This window comes from Amycolatopsis sp. NPDC049868, from assembly GCF_044461365.1.
GTDB lineage: Bacteria > Actinomycetota > Actinomycetes > Mycobacteriales > Pseudonocardiaceae > Amycolatopsis.
This window is the reverse complement of the sequence record NZ_JBITKV010000003.1, coordinates 212,479-231,743: the sequence shown is the minus strand read 5'-3', so window position 1 is coordinate 231,743 and position 19,265 is coordinate 212,479. Positions and strand designations below refer to the sequence as shown.

Annotated in this window: 20 protein-coding genes; 9 read left to right on the top strand and 11 right to left on the bottom strand. The window is 68.1% G+C overall.

Features of this window, described 5'->3' with window-relative positions; genetic code table 11:
• Window positions 1-3 precede the first annotated feature (3 nt).
• Together pseB and ACIBTM_RS14500 are read left to right on the top strand one after the other, a co-directional pair.
• Window positions 4-987 (top strand): UDP-N-acetylglucosamine 4,6-dehydratase (inverting), encoded by a 984-nt coding sequence (pseB, locus tag ACIBTM_RS14505; protein ID WP_037333402.1) that lies wholly within the window; start codon window positions 4-6, stop codon window positions 985-987.
• A complete protein-coding gene (locus tag ACIBTM_RS14500; RefSeq protein WP_395876982.1) occupies window positions 980-2,152 on the top strand; it encodes a DegT/DnrJ/EryC1/StrS family aminotransferase in 1,173 nt (390 codons plus the stop codon). Before pseB ends, ACIBTM_RS14500 begins: the two co-directional genes overlap by 8 nt.
• Here the strand turns inward: ACIBTM_RS14500 and pseI are convergent.
• From pseI to ACIBTM_RS14480, 4 genes are read right to left on the bottom strand one after another with little or no spacing between them, the layout of a single operon-like run.
• Complete coding sequence (gene pseI, locus ACIBTM_RS14495) at window positions 2,149-3,204, bottom strand: pseudaminic acid synthase (RefSeq protein ID WP_395876981.1); 1,056 nt, start codon at window positions 3,202-3,204, stop codon at window positions 2,149-2,151. The genes ACIBTM_RS14500 and pseI overlap by 4 nt on opposite strands.
• Before the next feature lie 10 nt (window positions 3,205-3,214).
• On the bottom strand, window positions 3,215-3,733 hold the full coding sequence (locus ACIBTM_RS14490; protein WP_395876980.1) for a GNAT family N-acetyltransferase: 519 nt from the start codon (window positions 3,731-3,733) through the stop codon (window positions 3,215-3,217).
• Window positions 3,730-4,164 carry a hypothetical protein gene (locus tag ACIBTM_RS14485; RefSeq protein WP_395876979.1) on the bottom strand — a complete coding sequence of 145 codons (435 nt, stop codon included), beginning with the start codon at window positions 4,162-4,164 and terminating at the stop codon, window positions 3,730-3,732. The genes ACIBTM_RS14490 and ACIBTM_RS14485 overlap by 4 nt, the downstream gene beginning before the upstream one ends.
• Window positions 4,165-4,199: 35 nt before the next feature.
• On the bottom strand, window positions 4,200-4,829 hold the full coding sequence (locus tag ACIBTM_RS14480) for a hypothetical protein (protein ID WP_038507558.1): 630 nt from the start codon (window positions 4,827-4,829) through the stop codon (window positions 4,200-4,202).
• A gap of 145 nt (window positions 4,830-4,974) precedes the next feature.
• Between ACIBTM_RS14480 and ACIBTM_RS14475 the strand changes: the two genes are divergently transcribed.
• From ACIBTM_RS14475 to ACIBTM_RS14460, 4 genes are read left to right on the top strand one after another with little or no spacing between them, the layout of a single operon-like run.
• A complete protein-coding gene (locus ACIBTM_RS14475) occupies window positions 4,975-5,919 on the top strand; it encodes an ABC transporter permease (RefSeq protein WP_395876978.1) in 945 nt (314 codons plus the stop codon).
• Between the two features lie 3 nt (window positions 5,920-5,922).
• Window positions 5,923-6,753, top strand: coding sequence for an ABC transporter ATP-binding protein (locus ACIBTM_RS14470; RefSeq protein WP_395876977.1), 831 nt, complete (start codon window positions 5,923-5,925; stop codon window positions 6,751-6,753).
• Entirely contained in the window at window positions 6,750-7,658 is a 909-nt protein-coding gene (locus ACIBTM_RS14465; protein ID WP_395876976.1) for a glycosyltransferase, read from the top strand. Before ACIBTM_RS14470 ends, ACIBTM_RS14465 begins: the two co-directional genes overlap by 4 nt.
• Before the next feature lie 59 nt (window positions 7,659-7,717).
• Window positions 7,718-9,445 (top strand): arabinofuranosyltransferase, encoded by a 1,728-nt coding sequence (locus tag ACIBTM_RS14460; RefSeq protein ID WP_395876975.1) that lies wholly within the window; start codon window positions 7,718-7,720, stop codon window positions 9,443-9,445.
• A gap of 61 nt (window positions 9,446-9,506) precedes the next feature.
• Here the strand turns inward: ACIBTM_RS14460 and ACIBTM_RS14455 are convergent, their stop codons facing one another.
• From ACIBTM_RS14455 to ACIBTM_RS14440, 4 genes are all read right to left on the bottom strand, one after another.
• Window positions 9,507-10,961: a WXG100 family type VII secretion target gene (locus ACIBTM_RS14455; RefSeq protein WP_395876974.1), complete on the bottom strand. Its 1,455-nt coding sequence runs from the start codon at window positions 10,959-10,961 to the stop codon at window positions 9,507-9,509.
• Window positions 10,962-10,973: 12 nt separating this feature from the next.
• Window positions 10,974-11,525, bottom strand: coding sequence for a DUF3558 family protein (locus ACIBTM_RS14450; RefSeq protein WP_395876973.1), 552 nt, complete (start codon window positions 11,523-11,525; stop codon window positions 10,974-10,976).
• Between the two features lie 6 nt (window positions 11,526-11,531).
• Window positions 11,532-12,008 carry a hypothetical protein gene (locus ACIBTM_RS14445; RefSeq protein WP_395876972.1) on the bottom strand — a complete coding sequence of 159 codons (477 nt, stop codon included), beginning with the start codon at window positions 12,006-12,008 and terminating at the stop codon, window positions 11,532-11,534.
• 143 nt (window positions 12,009-12,151) lie between these two features.
• Window positions 12,152-12,916 (bottom strand): ESX secretion-associated protein EspG, encoded by a 765-nt coding sequence (locus ACIBTM_RS14440; protein WP_395876971.1) that lies wholly within the window; start codon window positions 12,914-12,916, stop codon window positions 12,152-12,154.
• Window positions 12,917-13,030: 114 nt separating this feature from the next.
• On the opposite strand from ACIBTM_RS14440, the gene ACIBTM_RS14435 reads away from it, so the two are divergent.
• Window positions 13,031-13,273 (top strand): hypothetical protein, encoded by a 243-nt coding sequence (locus tag ACIBTM_RS14435; protein WP_037315352.1) that lies wholly within the window; start codon window positions 13,031-13,033, stop codon window positions 13,271-13,273.
• A 161-nt stretch (window positions 13,274-13,434) separates the two neighbouring features.
• On the opposite strand, the gene ACIBTM_RS14430 is transcribed toward ACIBTM_RS14435, so the two are convergent.
• The 3 genes from ACIBTM_RS14430 to ACIBTM_RS14420 form a co-directional block, all read right to left on the bottom strand.
• Window positions 13,435-14,448, bottom strand: a complete 1,014-nt coding sequence (locus tag ACIBTM_RS14430) for an acyl-CoA dehydrogenase family protein (protein WP_395876970.1) — start codon at window positions 14,446-14,448, stop codon at window positions 13,435-13,437.
• A 178-nt stretch (window positions 14,449-14,626) separates the two neighbouring features.
• Window positions 14,627-16,552: a glycosyltransferase gene (locus ACIBTM_RS14425; protein ID WP_395876969.1), complete on the bottom strand. Its 1,926-nt coding sequence runs from the start codon at window positions 16,550-16,552 to the stop codon at window positions 14,627-14,629.
• A gap of 6 nt (window positions 16,553-16,558) precedes the next feature.
• A complete protein-coding gene (locus tag ACIBTM_RS14420) occupies window positions 16,559-17,041 on the bottom strand; it encodes a GtrA family protein (RefSeq protein ID WP_037333430.1) in 483 nt (160 codons plus the stop codon).
• A 101-nt stretch (window positions 17,042-17,142) separates the two neighbouring features.
• On the opposite strand from ACIBTM_RS14420, the gene ACIBTM_RS14415 reads away from it, so the two are divergent.
• Both ACIBTM_RS14415 and ACIBTM_RS14410 read left to right on the top strand, forming a co-directional pair.
• Window positions 17,143-18,513 carry an FAD-binding protein gene (locus ACIBTM_RS14415; RefSeq protein WP_395876968.1) on the top strand — a complete coding sequence of 457 codons (1,371 nt, stop codon included), beginning with the start codon at window positions 17,143-17,145 and terminating at the stop codon, window positions 18,511-18,513.
• Window positions 18,510-19,265: a decaprenylphospho-beta-D-erythro-pentofuranosid-2-ulose 2-reductase gene (locus tag ACIBTM_RS14410; RefSeq protein ID WP_378428978.1), complete on the top strand. Its 756-nt coding sequence runs from the start codon at window positions 18,510-18,512 to the stop codon at window positions 19,263-19,265. Before ACIBTM_RS14415 ends, ACIBTM_RS14410 begins: the two co-directional genes overlap by 4 nt.

The window sequence follows — 19,265 nt, the reverse complement described above, 5'->3', positions numbered from 1 at the left end:
ACGATGTCCGAGCTGGATGGCTCCAGCATCCTGCTCACCGGCGGGACCGGTTCGTTCGGCAAGGCGTTCATCACCTACGCCCTGGCCGAGCTGAACCCGCGACGGCTGGTCGTGCTCTCCCGCGACGAGCTCAAGCAGTACGAAGCGCGCCAGCAGTTCGACAACGACCCGCGGCTGCGCTGGTTCATCGGAGACATCCGGGACCGCCGCCGCCTCGAGCGCGCCATGCACGGCGTCGACTACGTGGTGCACGCCGCCGCGCTGAAGCAGGTCGACACGGGTGAGTACAACCCGTTCGAATTCGTGCAGACCAACGTCGTCGGCTCGCAGCACGTCATCGAGGCCGCGATCGACACCGGGGTGAAGAAGGTCGTCGCGCTGTCGACGGACAAGGCGTCCAGCCCGATCAACCTCTACGGCGCCACGAAACTGTGCGCCGACCGGATGTTCATCAGCGCGAACCACTACGCCGCGACGCATCCGACCAGGTTCTCCGTGGTCCGCTACGGCAACGTGATGGGCTCGCGCGGCAGCGTGATCCCGTTCTTCCGCGCGCTCGCGGCCAAGGGCGAGTCGCTGCCGATCACGCACAAGGAGATGACCCGGTTCTGGATCACGCTCCCGCAGGCCGTGCAGTTCGTGGTCGACTCGTTCGACCAGATGAACGGCGGCGAGCTGTACGTGCCGCGGATCCCGAGCATGCGGCTGGTCGAGCTCGCGCAGGCGATCGCACCCGGCTCGCCGATGCACGAGGTCGGCATCCGGCCCGGTGAGAAGCTGCACGAAGAGATGATCGCCCCCGACGACGCCCGCCGTACGGTGCAGCTCAGCGACCGCTACGTCGTGCAGCCGCATATCGCGGGCTGGGGCTACGAGCCGCCGTCGGACGGCAAAGCCGTGCCGGAGAACTTCGCGTACCGCTCGGACACGAACGACCTCTGGCTGGACGCCGAGGAACTGCGCGACCTGGTCGAGCAGTATGGCTGAGTCCGATGCCGCCTCCGCGGGAAAGAGCACGTCGACGGACTTCCTGCCCTACGGCCGTCAGTCCGTTTCGGACGAGGACATCGCCGCGGTCACCGAGGTGCTGCGCGGTGACTGGCTGACCACCGGCCCCGCTGTCACGCGCTTCGAAGAGGACCTCGCGGAGCACACCGGCGGCACGCCCGCCGTGGCCGTCACCTCGGGCACAGCCGCGCTCCACGTCGCGTACGCGGCGGCCGGGATCGGCCCTGGCGACGAGGTCGTCACGTCACCGATGACGTTCGTCGCCACCGCCGCGACCGCGGCTCTGCTCGGCGGCAAGGTCGTGTTCGCCGATGTCGAGGCGGACACCGGCAACCTCGACCCGGCGGCGGCTTCGGCGGCCGTCACCGGGCGGACCAAGGTCGTCGCGGCCGTGGACTACGCCGGCCACCCCGCCGAGCTGGACGAACTCGGCCGTATCGCCCGTGACAACGGCGCGCTGCTGCTGGAGGACGCCGCGCATTCCGTCGGCGGAAGCTGGCAGGGCAGGCCGGTCGGCTCGCTCGCCGACCTCACGACGTTCTCCTTCTTCCCCACCAAGAACCTCACCACGGCCGAAGGCGGCGCGGTGGTCGCCGGTTCGGACGAGCTGCTGACCCGCGCCCGCGGTTTCCGCAACCATGGGCTGGTGCGGGACAAGGCGTCGCAGCGTTATCCGGACGAGGGCGCGTGGCACCAGGAAGTGCACGAGTTCGGCCTGAACTACCGGCTGCCGGATGTGTTGTGCGCCTTGGGAAGCAGCCAGCTGCGCAGGCTCGCCGAGTTCAAGAAGCGCCGCGCGGAGATCCACGCGCGCTACACCACGGCACTGTCCTCATTGGACGGAGTACTGACGCCCGCGGTACGTGAAGGCGCGGACCCGGTGTGGCACCTGTACCCGCTGCGAGTCCTCGAAGGACGTCGTCGCGCGCTGTTCGATCACTTGCGCGGCAAGGGCATCGGCGTACAGGTCAACTACATCCCCGCGTACTGGCATCCGGTGTTCGAGGACCTCGGGTACCGGCGCGGGATGTGCCCGAACGCGGAGCTGTACTACAGCCAGGAGCTTTCGCTGCCGCTCTTCCCGGCGCTGACCGACGCCGACGTGGACCGCGTCATCGACGAGGTCCACGGCTTCTTCCGCTAGATCAGGCCCCAGGTGAGCGCGGTGCCCTTCGGGACGTCCGAGGAGAACGTGCGGCCGAGTACGTTCACGATCTCGGCGGGTGCCAGCCCGCCGGCCGGCCGGATCGACCGGACGTTCTCCCGCGTCACGGTGTCCCCCGCGCGCACATCCTCGACGACGTAAAGGGAACGCCGGAACCGGAGGCCTTCCTTCTCGCTCTCGCGCGGCCCGATCACGGCGGCGCCCAGCGCCTCCCACGCGCGGTGCGATTCGGTGACCAGTGCGGCCAGTTCGGCAGGCTCCAGCGAGAACTCCGAGTCGACGCCACCGTCGTTCCTGGCCAGCGTCACATGCTTCTCGATGGCGACGGCGCCCAGCGCGACGGCCGCCAGCGGGGCGCCGATACCGGGCGTGTGGTCCGACAGGCCGACGAGCGTCCCGGTCACCCCCGCCAGGACGGGCAGGCCGCGCAGGTTGCTCTCGGCGGGCGACGCCGGGTAGCTGGCGGTGCAGCCGAGCACGATCAGCTGGTCGTTGCCCGCCTCACGCGCGGTCCGGACCGCCGCGTCGATCTCGGCGACGCTGGCCATCCCGGTCGAGATGATCAGCGGTTTGCCGGTCTTCGCGCACAGTTCGATCAGCGGCAGATCGACGATCTCCGACGACGCGATCTTGTACGCGGGCGCATCCAGCGACTCCAGCAGGTCGACCGCGGTCGGGTCGAACGGGCTGGAGAAGATTTCGAGGCCGCGGGCACGGGCGCGCTCGAACAGCGGCTCGTGCCATTCCCATGGGGTGTGGGCGCGCTCGTAAAGCTTGTAGAGGTTCTCGCCACCCCAGAGCGAATGTGTGTCGCCGATCCGGAAGTCCGGCGTGTCCACGTCGATGGTGATCGTGTCCGGCCGGTAGGTCTGCAGTTTGACCGCCTGCGCGCCGGTTTCGGCGATCGCGTCGACGATCTCCAGTGCCCGGCCGAGGTCACCGTTGTGGTTACCGGACATTTCGGCGATCACGAACGGCGGATGCGCCGTCGAGAGGACATGTGCGCCGATGCGCACCTCGCTGGCGGTCATCGGGGTGGGACTACCTCGTCTTCCTGGTCCGGCGGTCGGTGGCACGCAGTTCGGTCCAGACGACCTCACGCGGCTCACCGTCGACCTCTCGAACATACCTGCGTGTTTCGGTGAAGCCGAATCGCTTGTGGAGCTGCAGCACCTGCCGGTTGTCCGCGAGCGTCGCGCCGCCGAGCAGGTTCAGGCCGAGCACGTCGAAGCCGTAGTCGACGGCGGCGCCCTCCAGCTTGAGCCAAGCGGGCAGGATTTCCCGGCCGAGGCCCTCGACGTCCAGGTAGAAGTGCCATTCCGCGCTTCCCGCCTCGGTGTCGATGTCGCTGAACAGCACGACACCGGCGGGCACGCCGCCGTGCCGGTAGACGAGGACACGACGGCTCGGGTCCGCACGGACGGCCTCGAACCAGCCACGGTGTTCCTCGACACCGATCTCGTGCGTGGTGAAGCTGACCCGCCGGACCGACGGATGGTTGCGCCACCGGCGGATCCGGTCGAGGTCGTCCTCCCCGGCTTCGACCAGCAGGCCGGTCATTCGCCTGCCGGGACGGTGATGGTGTCCTCGATCCGGCGCAGCCGGTCCTCGTACCGGGCGATCCCGGCGAGCCGGACGCGGATCTGGGCGTGCTGGCGCTGGATCTCCTGGATCAGGCTGCGCGCCTCGGCCAGCTCGGCCTTGTCGGCGTGCACCGGCAGCGACAGCGACTCGCGCAGGTCCTCCAGCTGGGCCTCCTGGGCCGCGACGCTCGGGATCAGGCGGTCCAGCTCGGCGCGGGTCCAGCGCAGGTCGCCGCGGGCGTGTTCGAGGCCGCTCTCGGCGCCGTCGAGCCGACGGCGGTGGTCCGCGGTGGCGTGTTCGAGGTCGTTGACGCGCCCGTTGAGGTCGCGAAGCCGCTCGTCGATCCGGAAGTCGATGAGCCGGGCGATCCGGCCGATCACGCCTCTGCGGAGTTTCTGCACTGCCATGGGGTGTTCCTTCTCGGGATGGGCTGGCTGGGAGTTCAGCGCAGGAGTTCGGTTTCGCCGGTCTTCGTCCACGAGTCCAGCAACCTGCCCTCGGCGGCGATGCGGTGCTCGGGTCCGACGATGCAGGAGTCGCCCGCGGCGTGCTCCCAGTGGGTCTGGGCCGGGTCGTCGATGAACGAGAACCCGGACAGGACCAGCGTGGCATGCGGGAACGAGGTGCGCGCGATCCAGGCGGCCAGCGTCCCGGTGGTCGACCACAGGCCCTCTTCGCGGCTCGGCAGCCCGAGGGCGTCGGACAGCGGCAGGACGACCTCGCGGTTCGGCACCGGCACGTAGCCGAGGTCTCCCGGCCACCAGCCCGGGATGTCTTCGGGCTCCCAGTGCATCCGGCCCGGCTCGACCAGCAGGTAGAGCCGCTTGCGGTAGTCACGGAAGACGTGCTTGGTGGCGCGGACGGCGCGGTTGAACACCACGACGTGCACGCGGCTGCCGACCGTCTCGGGGCCGCCCGGCTCGTCCACGACGAAGCCGTTGACGCGGATCACGAGGTCACACGCGTCGATGGCCTTCGCCCGCCGGGGGTCCGGCGGAAGCGGCTGATTCCCGACCACGGCCACCGAACGGGGCTCCGGCCGGTCGGCGTATGCGGCGAGCAGATTGACCATCAGGCTCGCGTCGCCGAGTGCAGCAGTCATGAGGGCAGAAAGTACCAGCACACGCACCGCGTTCGGGTTCGAATCCGTCGGTAGCGTTCCGTGGTCGGGACGGGGCGCCCCAGGCACCATCGGCCCCATCGGTACCCTCGTTCCCGTGCATGCCACCAGCACGGTTCACGCCGCCGACAGTGCTGCGCCGACCTCGGTTCCGCCGATTTCGGACAGCAAGACCTTTTCGCGCGCGTTCGCCGACATCAAGACCGGGTTCGCCGCCAAAGAGCTGTGGGGACACCTCGGCTGGCAGGACATCAAACAGCGCTATCGCCGCTCGGTGATCGGCCCGTTCTGGATCACCATCAGCCAGGGTGTCATCGCGCTCGGCCTGGGGCTTCTGTACTCACAGTTGTTCAACCTGCCGACGGCGACGTTCCTTCCCTACATCAGCACCGGGTTCATCATCTGGGGCTTCATCAGCGGCTGCCTTTCCGAGGGCATGGAGACCTTCATCTCCAACGAGGGGCTGATCAAACAGCTCCCGGCGCCGCTTTCGGTGTACGTCCTCCGCACGGTGTGGCGGCAGACGCTGATGCTGGCGCACAACCTGATCGTCTACGTCATCGTGGTCGCGATCTTCTTCACCAGCCTGGACCAGCCGTACGCGATGAGCGGCGCGTGCGTCAACGGCGCGCTTTGCCACCCCGGTCTCGGCTGGTACTCGCTGAGCGCGATCCCCGGCATCCTGGTGCTCGCGCTGAACGCCGGCTGGGTCACCCTGCTGCTGGGCATCATCTCGACCCGCTACCGCGACATCCCGCAGGTGATCAACTCGCTCATCCAGCTGCTCTTCTACATGACGCCGATCGTCTGGCCGATCGACCAGCTGATGGCGGGCGGCGCCCGTGACGGCGTTTCGTGGGCCTTGCCGTATGTCTACGGCAATCCGCTCTTCCACTTCATCCAGATCGTGCGCGCGCCGCTGATCGGCCAGGCCGTCAGCCTCAACAGCTGGTTCGTGGTGCTCGGCATCACCGTCGTCGGCTGGGGTCTCGCGCTGGTCGCGATGCGCAATTACCGTTCCCGCGTCTCTTATTGGGTGTGACAGATGGTCAGCATTGATGTGCACAACGCCTACGTCGACTTCCCCATTTTCGACGCGAAGACCCGCTCCATGAAGAAAAAGGTGCTGGGCAAGGTCGGCGGCAAGATCGGCACCGAGAGCAAGGTCCCGATCATCGAAGCCCTGCACGACGTGAGTCTCCAGCTCCGCGAAGGGGACCGAGTCGGCCTCGTCGGCCACAACGGCGCCGGGAAGTCGACGCTGCTGCGGTTGCTGTCCGGGATCTACGAGCCCACCCGCGGCTCGGCGAAGATCTCCGGCAAGATCGCGCCGGTCTTCGACCTCGGCATCGGCATGGACCCGGAGATCTCCGGGATGGAGAACATCATCATCCGCGGCCTGTTCCTCGGGATGACCGCGAAGCAGATGGAAGCCCGGGTCGACGACATCGCGGAGTTCACCGAACTCGGCGACTACCTGCAGATGCCGCTGCGGACGTACTCGACCGGTATGCGCGTCCGCCTGGCGCTGGGCGTGGTCACCTCGATCGACCCGGAGATCCTGATCCTCGACGAGGGTATCGGCGCGGTCGACGCGGCGTTCCTCAACAAGGCGAAGGACCGGCTCAAGGATCTCGTGAAGCGGTCGGGCATCCTGGTGTTCGCCAGCCACTCGGACGAGTTCCTCTTCGAGCTCTGCGACTCCGCCATCTGGATGGACGAGGGGCACGTCAAGCAGCGCGGTTCGCTGCGCGAAGTGCTCACCGGCTACAAGGGGCGCGACCCGTTCGAGAACATGAGCAAGGAGACGCTGGAGCGGTTCGGTATCGAGCCCGACCCGCAGCCGGTGTCGCTGACGAACGGTGGCCAAGGATGACCAGCGAGACCCGGCAGTTGCCCGAAGGCGCCGTCGTCGGCGTAGTCGTCACGCGCCATCGACGGGAACTGCTCGCGGACTCGCTCAAGGTGATCGCCGCGCAGACCCGGCCGGTCGATCACCTCGTCGTGGTCGACAACGGGCCGGACAAGTCGGCGCGGGACATCGTCGAGAACTACCCGCTTCCCTTCACGTACCTGCCTTCGCACCGCAACCTCGGCGGTGCGGGCGGGTTCGCGCTCGGCATGTTGCACGCGCTTTCCCTTGGCGCGGACTGGATCTGGCTGGCCGACGACGACGGCCGTCCCGCCGACGAGAACGTCCTCGCGATCCTGCTGGACGAGGCCGAGAAGCGGGATCTGGCCGAGATCTCCCCGGTGGTGTCCAACATCGACGCGCCGGACAAGCTCGCGTTCCCGTTGCGGCGCGGGCTGACCTGGAAGCGTTCGTCGTCGGAGCTGGGCGTCGACTTCCTGCCGGGGATCGCCTCGCTGATGAACGGCGCGTTGTTCCGGGCGTCCACTTTGGACGTCGTCGGCGTGCCGGATCTGCGGCTGTTCTTCCGCGGCGACGAGGTCGAGCTGCACCGGCGCCTGGTGCGTTCCGGGCTGCCGTTCGGCACCTCGCTCAAGACCGCGTACCTGCACCCGGACGGCTCGGACGAGTTCAAGCCGATGCTGGGTGGGCGGTTCCACGCGCAGGATCCGGAAAACGAGGTCAAGCGCTACTACACCTACCGAAACCGCGGGTACCTGCTGTCCCAGCCGGGCATGCGCAAGATCGGCGCGCTCGAAGTGCTGCGGTTCGGCCTGTACTTCGTCGGCGTGAAGCGGGATCCGAAGGCTTTCCTGCAGTGGCTCAAGCTGGTTCGCCAGGGCCGCAAGGAGAAGTTCTACCGCTACTGAGCTCCACGAAGGACCTGGTGGCCGGGCAACCTGTGCCCGGCTTCAGGCGTGCTCAGGTCGTGAACACACCTGCACTCGCGCTGGAAACCACCGAAGCGAGACCTAGATCGAGACACAGACCCAGCCGCCGGTTCGACTGGAATTTCGTCACCATCGGGCTGGTCGTGGCCTTGTTCGCGGTCATCGCCTGGAACCGAAGATGGGTGTGCGACGACGGACTGATCGTGCTGCGGACCGTGCAGAACCTCTTGGACGGCAACGGTCCGGTCTTCAACGCCGGTGAACGCGTCGAAGCGAACACCAGCACCCTTTGGACATACCTCGTCGCACTTCCCGGTCTCCTCGGCGTCCGGCTCGAATGGGCCGCCGTCCTTCTCGGACTGCTCTTCGCGGTCGCCGGAATGGCGCTCGGCCTCGACGGCGCGCGGCGCCTGCACCCTTCGAAACCGATTTTGCCCGCCGGAGCACTCTTGCTGCTCGGCCTCTCCCCGTTCTGGGACTTCGCGACATCGGGCCTCGAAACCGGCCTCGTCACCTGCTGGCTCGCCGGCGTGTGGTGGCTCTTGGTCCGCCACGCCACCCGGCCTGACACGCGACCATGGGCGACGGTCTTCATTCTCGGCCTCGGCCCGCTGGTCCGCCCCGAATTCGCACTGGTGACGGCGCTGGGGGGCGTCGCCTTGCTCCTCATCGCCAAGCCGGGCTGGAAACGCGCCCTGCTCTGGATTCTCGTGGCAGGCGTACTGCCGGTCGGCTATCAGATCTTCCGGATGGGCTACTACGGCCTGATCACACCGAATACGGCGCTGGCGAAGGAAGCCTCGAAGGCCCGCTGGGACCGGGGATTCTTCTACATCGCCGATCTGCTCGACCCGTACCTGCTGGTGATCCCGCTGCTCACGCTGGTGGTCCTCGCGGCCTTGGTGCTCCGGAAGCTGACGCGGGCGACGACCATCGTGGTCGTGATGCCGGTCATCGCCGCGCTCTGCCTGCTCTTCTACGTCACGCGCGTCGGCGGTGACTACATGCACGGCCGGATGCTGCTTCCGTCGCTCTTGCTGCTTCTCCTCCCGGTTCTCGCCGTACCGCTGAGCAAGTGGACCGCGCTGCCACTGCTGGTGCTCGGCGTTTGGGCCGTGGTGAGCGGGGGCTGGTTGCGGGCGCCCTCGGCGATCGAGCACAAGATCGGCGCCCACGCCATCACCGATTCCCGCGTCTTCTGGCTCGACACCACGGCCAAGTCTCATCCGATCCTGGCCGAGGACGCCGCTCAGGTCCCCGGGTATCTGCCGGAGCTGGCCAAGGCCATGGAAGGTGAACAGGGGCCGGTCGTCGCGGTGTCGGTCGGCCATCGATGGCTCGTCGTGCCGGCCCGGGACCGGACCGTGGTCTCCTCTCCCGGCGCGCTCGGTTTCCCCGGCATGCTGCTGCCCTACGACTACAAGGTGGTCGACGACCTCGGCTTGGCCGGTCCGCTGGCGTCGCACTCGATCTCGATCGAAGGCGGGCCGATGGGTCACGACAAGCTGCTCTCGGTCGCCTGGACCATCGCGGATGCCGGCCGGGGCACTCCGGAAGAGCTGTCCGCGGCGACCGAGGGCGTGGTCCCCGCGGAGGAGATCGCGTCCGCGAGGCGTTCCCTCGCGCGGCCTGAGATCCAGGAAATGCTGGCTTCCGTGCGAGCGCCGCTGACCGGAAACCGGTTCTGGGAGAACCTGGTGCACTCGGTCGGCCGGTCCGGCCTGCGTTACGACCGCGACCCGTACGTCGCGCAGTTCGGACGCTGACCTCGAAAACGAAAAGGCCCTTCCTCGCGCCTGGCGCGAGGAAGGGCCTTTTCGGATACGTCTACTCGCCGATGACCGGCGGCGCGGTGCGCATGTCGGTCCCGAAGACCTCGTCGGGGTCGCCCTCGACGAGGTACGTCGGACGCTGGTGCTCGGTGTCGTCGTCCCCGTCCGACTGCTGACCGCGGCCACCCATGCCGCCGCCCATCCCCGGTCCGCCACGACCGGCGGCGCCACCGCCGAGACCGCCCATACCGCGGCCGGCGGCCGCTTCGGCGGCACCGATACCGCCGGGCCGGGCCGCACCGGACGCGGAACCCGAACCGGGTGTGGAACCGCCGCCGCTGCCGGGGCCGAACCCGCTCCCGCCGCCACCGCGGCCGGTTCGGCTGTTGTGGTCCGAGTCACCCATGCCGCCCATCATGGGCGGCGCCATCGGCATCGGGCTGATCGGCATCGCGGTGTTGTTGTTGGGGCCGGGCGTGGTGATCGGCGCCGGGCCGTTCTGGAAACCGGACGGCGTCGTGCCTGACGGCAGGCTGCCGGACCCCGTGGTGCTGCCCGGGCCGGGCAGGTTGGAGCCGTAGCCGCCACCACCGCCTCCGCCACCGCCGCTACCCCCGCCACCGCTGCCGGGCGGGATGTAGGTGTTGCCGGGGTTGTTGGAGCCGGGCGTGTTCGAGCCGGGCGGGACCTGGTACGGCTGCGGCTTGCCCGGGTCGTCGATCCCGCCACCGCCGCCCTCGCCGAACTTCGGCGGCTCGGCGAACACCGGCTGCTTCGACGCGGCCTCGTACAAGGACTTGTCGTAGCTGTTCATGGCGGAGGCCGCCTGAGTGTGGGCCTCCTGGCTGTCCTGCTGCTTCTGGATGGACTTGTCGATGTTCTCGCCGAGGTTGAACGGGTTCGACGTCATCCACCCCCCGACCTCTTCCTTCCAGTTGAAGGGGATCGGTTTGGGCATCGTGTTCTTCACGGTGGAGGCCGCGGTGCCCTGGTCGTAGATCGTCTCGGAGGCGAGCTTGGCGTTCTGGGAGTTCGCCTCGGACCACTTGCTGAGGCTCTTGAAGTAGCCCTGCGCGCTGCCCGCCGCGTCACCTTCCCAGGTCCCCTGCGAGGTGGCGACGGCCTGGTCCATCGTCCTCGAGAAGGTGTCGAAGGCCTTGTGGATCTCGTGGTACGCGGTCGAGACCTCGGAGACCTGCTCGACGTTGAGGTTGCTGTTGACGAACTGTTCGAGCTTCTCGTGGTCGTAGCCGAGGTAGTCGCCGTTCGGCGGCTCGAGCCCCTCGACGTACTTGACGTCCTTGTTCTTGGTCAGCTCGTCGACATTCTTGTTCCCGACGTCTTCGGACTGCTGCTGAGCCCTGCCCTGGGCGATCAACCGCTGGAAGATGCCGAACGGTCCGTCGCCGCCCTCGCCGCTCGCCTTGTCCCGGTAGTACTGGTCCCGGGCCTGGGGCGAGAGACCGCTGACGTACTCCTGCTCGGTCATCTGACCTTTGTTGGTGGTCATCCTCTGTTCCCCCTAGCCCTTCGGAAGCTTCGGTTCGACGATGTCGGCGATCTTCTCCGCCATCCCGCACGCCTTCTCCGGATCCGAGGCGACGACCACGATGTCGGCCCGGGCCGAGGCGCCGATTTCGAGCGCCATCAGGCAGCCCGAAGGAGGTTTCGGGACGAGTACCGCTTTGCGGCCGTTGACGTTGCCGGTGGTCTTGCCGTTCCCGCCGTCGGTGACGCTGTCGATGCCCTGCTTGTCGCGGATGTCGACGCCGAGCGAAACGGCGTCCGCCGCCGTCTCGGCCTCCTTGGTGAACTCGCAGCCGCGGGCACCGGCGTCATTCTGGGGAACCGGCGCCTTGAAGGTGCCGTACGACGCGAGATCGGCCACGCCGAGGAGCGAACACGGATCGATCGACGCGGGGTCGGCACCGCCGGTGGCCGTCGTCGGGGCGGTGGACTCGCCGCCTTGCGCGGGTGACGACGGCGCCGCGGAGGGAGTGCCCGGCTTTTCGGTGGAACAGGCCGCGAGTACGAGCGCGGCCGCGGTCAGCGGTACGAGGAGCAGCTTCTTCATTCCGCCTCAGTTCTTGAGCCGATCGAGCGCCTCGACCGTTTCTTGTTCCTTCTTCTTGTACTGCCCGGAGGCACGCAACAGCGCTTCTTCGGTGTCCTGCACGACCTGCTTGAACTTGCCGAGCACCGCACTCGCCGAATTGGCCGACTGGGCGGCGCCCTTGTGGTCGTGGGCCGCGACGGCCCTGCCGTACGGGTGGTCGCCGAGTTGCGGCGCTTCGGAGAGCCGGATCGTCTGCCGCTCAAGCCTGGTGAGCTCGGTCCCCATGTCGCGCACCGCTTTGAGCAGCGGCTTGACACCTTCGGCGGTGATCTTGAAACCGCCGCTCTTGGCCGCCGAGACCAGCTTCTGGGTCTCGGCGCTCACCTTGGCGATCGCGGCCTGGTTCAGGCCGCCCGTCTCCACGTAATTGGCCGCCGCGCCAATGGCGCGCCCGATCGAGAAGTCCGGTCCCGCCTGTCCGCCGTCCGCTTCGAAAGCCATCGCCCGCCCCACTGCATCGTCTGCTCGCCCGTGCGTATCGCCCGGCAGTCTACTAGCCGGGCACTCAGCGCGACGGTGATTCACCGATCGCCGAAGATCTCCGGAACTGTGACGAAACGGGCGTCACCCCGGTTCCCCGTGCTTCAGAACTGCCCTTCGAGCTGGGCATACAGCTGCTGAGCGATCCTCGCGTTATCGGCGGGAGCGTAGGTCAGCCAGCTTTGCCCGTCGGCCGCCTGGCGCGAAGTCATCATGAAGCGGCCCGCTTCGGTGTCGAACCACGCCAGCGGCGGGAAGACCTGGCCGCCGCGGATGAACACGCTGAACTGGCCCACTCGCGTCTTCGGCTTCTCGAAGATCCGCTCCACCTGCCGCTGCTGCGGGTTCGACCCGTGCGACCGCGGCCCGCTGACCTTGGCGAAGGGGTCGTACGCGTCGTCGTTGCGAGGGCGCTTCGGCGCGCTCGCCGGCTTCGCGATGGTGACCGACTGACCGGGGCCAGCCGGGGTGAGCGGCAGCAGGTCGACGATCGACGCGACGATCGCGGTCGGCCTGGTCTCCTCGAACACGAGCAGGTTCTCGTCCTGGCGCACGAGGACCGCGAACTGCCCGTTAGTCGCCGCCCTCGCGAACAGCTGCTTGTCCTTGTCCATCTGCGCGACCGCCCAGACGGCGAGCTGTGGTTTGGCGAAGGTGGCGATCGCGAGTTCGACGTCGGCGTCAAGCCTGCCGCCGCGCATCAGGCCCCGGCCTTCGAGGTCGCGGAAGACGGCCTCACGCACCATCGCGCGCTGATCGGTCGTCGTGCCGATGTGCGGTACCTCGAACGGGACGGGCGCCGGCCCGAACCGGCCGTGTTCGAGCAGGATGTCCACCGCCGCCAGCGACAACGAGAACGAATGCGGCATCGCCATTTCCCCCCGCGGGTGTCTTGTCCGTCGGGATGAACGTAGTCCACGTGCCCGATACGCCCGCAGCGAACCCGCTTGCCCGGCCGTGATCAAGGCTGGTGCCATGGATTCATGGCAGACCAGAAACCCGCGCTCGTCCTCCATCTCGCCACCGGCGGGGAGCCGCTGCTCTTCGCGCTCACGACGGAAGAAACCGAACGGCTGACCAAGGATCTCTCGCATTTCGTCCGCACCGGTTCGGTGCAGACGATCCAGACGAAGGACGACTCCGAGGTGGCGATCAACTTCTCCCACGTCGCCGCCGCCTACATCGACGACCTGAACCGCAAGACCCGGGTGTTCGGGCTGCACTAGGGCGTGTTTCATATGCCAGTTCGATGGGCTTCGTGATCCAGGTGGTTCCTGGCGGTGCGGCGGGGTCGCCCTCGTACCGGGTCGTACTCGGGCGCATCCCGCCGTGCCGCCAGGGACCGCCTGGGCGCGAAGACCGCGAACTTGGGCTTATGAAACACGCCCTAGTCCCGGGAGAAGAGTTCCAGCAGGCCCGTCTTGATCTCCGGCCGGCTGGCGGCGACCAGCAGGAAGGTGGCTTCCCGGACGAGCCGCTGGGGGTGTCGTCCGGCGAGTACCGACGTGCTGCCGGTGGCCGCGACCAGCGCGCCCGCGGCCCGGAAGGCGAGCTCCGCGCCCGCCGCCCTGGCCGCGGGCAGCGACGGCGGATCGGCGAGCGCCGCGTCGAGCCGCAGGCGGACGGCGTCGATCTCGCTCCGGATCCCGGCGGCGACGTCGGCCTTCCCGAGTTCCTCGACGATCCGCGCGGCGCGGGCGGCGAGGCCGAGGGGCGCGCAGCCGTTGAGCCGGGAGGCGAAGGTGTTGCCCGCGACGAAGTCCGCGTGCGGGATCTTCCCGTAGACGCGGTCGTCGGGCAGGAAGTAGCGGGTGAAGCCGAGGTGCACGGTGGACGTGCCCTGCGCCGCGACGAGGTCGAGCGGCCGGACCTCCAGCTGCTCCCCCGCCACCGGATCGATGATCGCGCTGACGACGGTGTCACCGTCGCGGGCGCAGAGCTGGAGCAGGTCGATGATGCCCCAACCGCTGACGAACGGGGCCTCGCCGTCGAGCAGGTAGCCGCCCTCGACGCGTTCCGCGCGCAGCCTGGGCGGGGTCGGGATCACCGCGGCGAACGCGGCACCGGCCTTGAGTTCCCCGCTGACCAGCGGCGGGAGGTAGCGATCACGCAGTTCGGCGTTCTCGGCCGTGGCCAGTGCCGCGACCAGGCCGTGGTGCTGGATCCAGGTGAACATCGTGCTGAGGCAGCCGCCCGCCAGCGTTTCGAGGACCTGGACGATCGTCGGGAGGTCGGCGCCCGGACCGCCGGCTTCCTTGGGTGCCGCGAGACCGTAGAAGCCTTCGGCGGCGAGGGCGTCGAAGTGGCTTGAGGGCACTTCGCCCTTGAGGTCGACTTCGGTGGCCGCGGGGAAGAGGAGATCATCGGCGAGGGCTTGGGCTCGGGTGACCAGATCCGTCATGCGGTAAGGGTACCCTTACTTGACCATGCGTGGGTCTAGCGCCGCTAGGAAAGCTAGCGTTACTAAAGGTCCCTTGCTCCCCTTTTGGCTGCCGTCCCCGAACGCTAGGAAAGGCTCTTTCATTGCAAAATTTGCAATGAAAGAGCCTTTCCTAGCACGCCAGTGAAGCGAAGCGCGCTTACAGCTTGTAAAGCCGCTTCCAGTTGTCCCGCGAGGTCAGCTCGGGCATGGCGCGCTTGTACTGCTCCTGCACCGCCGCGCCTTCCTTCCGGAGCCGCTGGATCACCTTCGCGCCCCGGCGCGCCAGGTCGAACATCTTCGCGCGGTCGTACGAGCGGACCCGCACGCCTTCCTGCGAAGCGTCGGTGACGACGGCGGTGTCGAAGGTCGCGACGTGCCACCAGTGGGCCTCGTCGATCGGGATCGCGCCGAGCGAGTGGCGGCTGCGGCCGAGCACCCGGTCGAGGATCCGCTTGATCAGCACCAGGCGCTGCATGCTGGGCCGCGGCGCGCTGTTGATGATGCCGATGTCGTTCGACGCGATACCCGGGACGTCGGTGGCCTTGTGCCGCTTGGTCTCGGGGTACTCGTCGCGGATCCGGCGGATCTCCTTCATCGCGGCGACGCCGCCGTCACGCAGGACCTCCGGCCCTTCGAGGAAGTCCTCGACGGCCTTGATCAGCGTGGCGGACAGGCCGTACTGCATGCCGAGCAGGTACCGGACCAGCTGCGCGATGAGCACGCGCGAGAGCAGGTTCAGGTTGAACGGCGAGTGCAGCGCGGCGGTGATGATCGAGTTCCGCAGGTTGAAGTAGCGGTGCCACTCGTCCCAGTCCTTCCAGTGGAAGTCGGCGTGCCAGACGCCGGCGCCCGGAAGGGTGACCGTCGGGAAGCCGGCTCCCCGCGCGCGGTAGCTGTACTCCGCGTCGTCCCACTGGAAGAAGAACGGCAGCGGGTAGCCCGTGGCCTTGACGACCTCGTACGGGATCAGGCACGACCACCAGCCGTTGTACCCGGCGTCGAGGCGGCGTTCCTGGCGGTTCGGCTTGAGGGTCTCCTCGTCGACGCCGAGCAGGTCGGCTGTCGAGAGCGAGTGCTGCACCGGCTGGCCGGGCTCCAGCGTGTTCAGCCGGGCGTATTCGGCGCCGACGTGCAGCTGGTTCGGGTGCAGCAGGTTCAGCATCTGCCCGCCGACGATGACCGGGTTGACCGTGCGGTTGGAGAACGCGGTCATCCGGATCACCAGATCCGGCTCGAGCAGCACGTCGTCGTCCATGAACAGGACGTTCGCGTGCTCGGTCTCGGTGTGGCCGGCGACCTCGTAGAGGCCGCGGGTGAACCCGCCGGCGCCGCCGAGGTTCGGCTGCTTGATGTAGTGCAGCTTGTCACCGAGGTCCTTGGCGACCTGCTCGAAGCCGTCGCGCGACTCGACGAGGTCGGTGCCCTGGTCGGCGACGTAGATCGCGTCGAGCGTCTCCAGCGAGGAGACGTCGGCGGCGAGCGCCTGCAGGTTCGACAGGCAGTCGTCGGCGCGGTTCATCGTGCAGATGGTCACCGCGGTCGGGCGGATCTTCTCCGGCGCTTCGACCGTCCAGCGGACCTTCTCGACACGCAGCGACTGGCCGCCCTCGGTCTCGATGTCGAGCCAGAGCGCGCCGCCGTCGTAGAACTTGTCGAGCTTCGCGGTGAGCGTCACCTTCTGCTGCTTCGCACCCGCGACGACCTCGGCGGCGACGACACGCGAGTCGCCCTCGATGTCGGAGGCGCCGACGGACAGCTGGCCGTCACCGGTGACGACGGCCTCGACCTGGACCTCGGTCACGTCGGTCCAGCGCTGCCAGTAGCTGGCGGGGAAACGGCCGAAATAAGTGTTGCCGGACACCTTCGACGCCGGCTCGATGGCGATGCCCCCGCGCTCGCGCACGGCGGTACCCCATTCGAGTTCGGCGTAGAGGTCCTTGCTGACGATGGGGGACGGGCCGGCGTAGAGCCCGCGCTGCGCGGTGAGACGGCCCTGCGGGGTGCGTTCCGCGAAGCGGGTGTCGTCGACAGTGCTCACCATGGCGCTCGGGGCCTCTCCGGTGACGGCGGCTTTACCGGGCATGAATCCTCAGTTCTCCTCTGTGCTGGTGGCGGTGGCGCGGGGCTCACGGAAGACGACCCACTTGAGCATGACGAAATTGATCACGGTCGCGGTTGCCTGCGAGACGACCCAGCCGAAGGTGGCCTTCCAGGCCGACTCCGGCAGGACGTGCAGCATCGTGCGGTTGACGCCGACGGCCACGAGGAACGTCACGGCGTACAAGAGCACGAAGCTACCGATCTGACGCGCGCCCTCCTGGCGTCCACCGGCGAAGGTGAACTTGCGGTTCAGGAAGAAGGCGGTCGTGGTGCCCACGATGAAGCTGAGCGCACGAGCGATGTCCACCCACGGCGTCGCGTCCATTCCGAGGGCACGAAGCCCCTGGTAGACGCCGAAATCGACCAGGGCGCAGAAGCCGCCGATGAGGCCGAAGCGGATGAGCTGCCCGAGCAGCCCAGGAGAGGACGGCGCTGCTGCCGTCACGCCGGCTTTCGGGTCGGTCGCCACCACTGCTCTACCTCATAAACTGCTGGGGCTGGTGCGCAAAGTGTAGAAGCGAGCACTTCAGGGTCACGTTCCGGGCAGTGTTCGGCGTGGTTACCCTGGTCGGCGTGACCCAAGCACCCAAGACACAGCGGCAGTCGCTCATGGGCTGGGCAAGGACGTCGCCGAGTATCGCGAACGTCCTGAGCACCCCCGACGTGGAAGCCATCGCCCGCGCGGTGACGCGGGCCGGGGAACGCGGGGTCATCGCGCGTGGTCTCGGCCGCTCCTACGGCGACCCTGCGCAGAACGCGGGCGGCCTGGTCGTGGACATGACCGCGCTGGACCGCATCCACTCGATCGACCCGGATTCCGGCATCGTCGACCTCGACGCCGGGGTCAGCCTCGACAAGCTGATGCGCGAGGGCCTCCCGTACGGCCTGTGGGTCCCGGTGCTGCCGGGCACGCGCCAGGTGACCATCGGCGGCGCGATCGCCAACGACATCCACGGCAAGAACCACCACTCGGCGGGCAGTTTCGGCAACCACGTGGTGTCGATGGACCTGGTCACCGCCGACGGGCAGGTGCGCACGATCACGCCGGACGGCCCCGACGCGGAGCTGTTCTGGGCGACCGTGGCCGGCATCGGCCTGACCGGCATCATCGTCCGCGCCAAGATCCGGATGACGAAGACCGAGACGGCCTACTTCAAGGCCGACATCCAGCGCACGGCGAATCTCGACGAGACGCTGGCGCTGGTCACGGACGGTTCCGAGGACAACTACACGTACTCGTCGGGCTGGTTCGACTCGATCTCCAGGGGCGCGAAGCTGGGCCGCGCCGCCTTCCAGCGCGGCTCGCTCGCCAAACTGGACGAACTGCCGCCCAAGCTGCGGACCGACCCGCTCAAGTTCAACCCGGGCACCCTGGCGACCCTGCCGGACGTGTTCCCGAACGGGCTGGCGAACAAGCTGTCGTTCTCCGCGATCGGCGAGCTCTACTACCGCAAGACCGCGAAGAACGCGCGCGACCAGATCCAGAGCCTGACCGCGTTCTACCACCCGCTCGACCTGTTCGGCGAGTGGAACCGGGCGTACGGCTCCAAGGGTTTCCTGCAGTACCAGTTCAGCACGCCGTTGAACGCGCACGAGCCGCTGCGCCGGATCATCCAGAAGGTCGCGGACTCCGGGCACGTGTCGTTCCTCAACGTGTTCAAGCAGATGGGCGAGGGCAACGCGGCGCCGCTGTCGTTCCCGCACCCCGGCTGGATGGTCTGCCTCGACTTCCCGATCAAGGACGGGCTGAGCCGGTTCTGCCAGGAACTCGACGAGGACGTGCTCGCGCTCGGCGGCCGTCTGTACACGGCGAAGGACTCACGCACCTCCGCGGAGAACTTCGCGAAGATGTATCCGCGGCTCGAGGAATGGCGCAAGGTCCGCGCTTCCGTAGACCCCGAAGGCGTTTTCGCCTCTGACATGTCCCGAAGGTTGGAACTGTGATCGACGCTGTGGGCAACCCCCAGTCCCTGCTGCTGCTCGGCGGCACCTCCGACATCGCGCTCGCGATCGCGGAGAAGTACCTGTCCGAGCGGCCCCTCCGGGTCGTGCTGGCCGGACGGCAGTCGCCGCGGCTCGACGCGGCCGCTCAGCGCCTGAAGGACAAGGGCGCCGAGGTGTCCACCGTGGACTTCGACGCCAAGGCCCTCGACACCCACCCCGCCGTGCTGGACAAGGCCTTCGAGGGTGGCGACATCGACGTCACCGTCGTGGCGTTCGGCCTGCTCGGCGACCAGGAAGAGCTGTGGCAGGACCACGCGAAGGCCGTCGAAGCGGCGACCGTGAACTACACGGCCGCGGTGTCCGTCGGGGTCGCGCTGTCGAACAAGCTCAAGACGCAGGGACACGGCAAGGTCATCGCGCTGTCCTCGGTCGCCGGTGAGCGGGTCCGCCGGTCGAACTTCGTCTACGGCTCCTCCAAGGCCGGTTTCGACGGCTTCTACCTGGGCCTCGGCGAGGCCTTGGCGGAGTTCGGCGTGCAGATCACCGTCGTCCGTTCCGGCCAGGTCCGGACCAAGATGACCGAAGGCCTCAAGGACGCCCCGCTGACGGTGGACGTCGAGCAGGTCGCCGAGACCGCCGTCGCCGCCTCGCGCGCCGGCAAGGAACTGGTGTGGTCGCCCGCGCCGTTCCGGCTGGTCATGTCGGCCCTGCGGCATATCCCCCGGCCGATCTTCCGGAAGCTGCCGATCTAG